Source organism: Mitsuaria sp. TWR114 (genome assembly GCF_007997345.1).
The window spans coordinates 1-1,444 of the sequence record NZ_VOSR01000669.1 but is presented as its reverse complement, the minus strand read 5'-3'; the positions used below and the strand labels follow the sequence as shown (position 1 = coordinate 1,444).

Genomic DNA, 1,444 nt, shown 5'->3' with positions numbered 1-1,444 from the left:
GCGCTCGCCGCGCTGCGCCAGGCGCTGCCGACGGGCGCGGCGACCGCCTATGGCGCCGACCACGCCTTCATCCCCTGGGCCTACCAGGGCGCGCTGCTGGCCGAGTTCGCCCGCAGCCGCGGCATCGATCCGGCCGAGTGGCTGGGCCGCTGCGGCGTGGTGCCGGGCCAGGCGCTGTCCGCGCGCCAGCTGCTGTCCATGCTGGCGGCCTTGCAGCCGCTGGCGGGCGACGTGGGTTTTGTCGTCGGCCAGTTGAGCCTCCCGGGCCATTACGGCCTGGCCAGCCAGGCGCTGCAGCAGGCTGGCGACCTGCGCCAAGCGCTGCGCGTGCTGTGCGACTGGCCCGCGCGGCTGTCGCCGCTGCTGACGCCGCGGCTGGTGGAAAGCGCCGACGAGTTGCTGCTGGTCTGGACCGAGGCCTGCGGCGCGCCGCCCAGCCTGCAGCCGCTGCTGGTGGACATGCAGATGAGCGCGGTCGTCGCGATGGCGCAATGGCTGGGCGGCGGCCGGTCGCTGCCCTGGCGCTTCAGCTTCAACCGCACGCGGCCGCGTGAGCTGTCGCGGCACGCGGCCTACCTCGGCCCGGCGCTGCACTTCGGCTGCCAGGTCGACGCGATGCGGCTGCCGCTGTCGGCGGCCGTCGAGCCCTGGCCGGCGGCGGCGGCCGGCCGCGCCGCCATGGCGCTCGGCGCGCTGGGGCAGGGCGCCGATCCGCAGGCCGCCTGGCGCGGGCAGCTCGCCGTGCTCTACGACCACCTGCTGGGCGAGGTCGGCGGCGATCCGTCGCTGGAGCGCAGCGCGCAGCGCTTCGGCATCAGCCCCGCGACGCTGAAGCGGCAACTGGCCCAGCTCGGCACCCATCACCAGGCGCAACTGGACCAGGTCCGCGCGCACGCGGCGCTCTACCTGATGCTGCTGCGCGGCCAGCGCGGCGAGGCAGTGGCGCGCACGCTGGGCTTCCACGACAAGAGCAACTTCCGGCGCTCGTTCAAGCGCTGGACCGGCATGACGCCCGGGTTGCTCTGAGGCCGACGCCCGGGCATAGACTCCCGCCCATGCCCACGGCGTTCGAGCATCCCGAGGATCAGGCCCAGTACCGTCGCCCCGCGCACCGCACGGGCGTGGAGCTGTACCACGCCCACATCCTGCGGCACAGCTTCGAGCCGCACACGCACGAGGCCTACGGCCTGGGCGCGATCACGGACGGCGTGGGCCGCTTCCGCTGGCGCGGCGGCGAGCACCTCGCGCCGCGCGCCACGCTGATGCTGATGAATCCCGAGGACATCCACACCGGCGAGGCCGCCACCGCCGATGCCTGGGGCTACCGCATGGTCTACCTCGACGAGCAGTTGCTCTCCGAGCTGTACGGCGGTCCCGCCTGGCGCTTCGACGCCGCGGTGGCGCACGACGCGGCGGCCGCGACGCAGGCCGCGGCGCTGATCGC

The 1,444-nt window shown here is 74.8% G+C and carries 2 protein-coding genes; both read left to right on the top strand.

Annotated elements, in window-relative coordinates; genetic code table 11:
• On the top strand, positions 1-1,026 hold a 1,026-nt coding region (locus FUT87_RS21970), incomplete at its 5' end, for an AraC family transcriptional regulator (RefSeq protein WP_147242392.1).
• A gap of 29 nt (positions 1,027-1,055) precedes the next feature.
• The coding region (locus FUT87_RS21965) for an AraC family ligand binding domain-containing protein (protein WP_186830696.1) at positions 1,056-1,444 on the top strand (389 nt) is incomplete at its 3' end.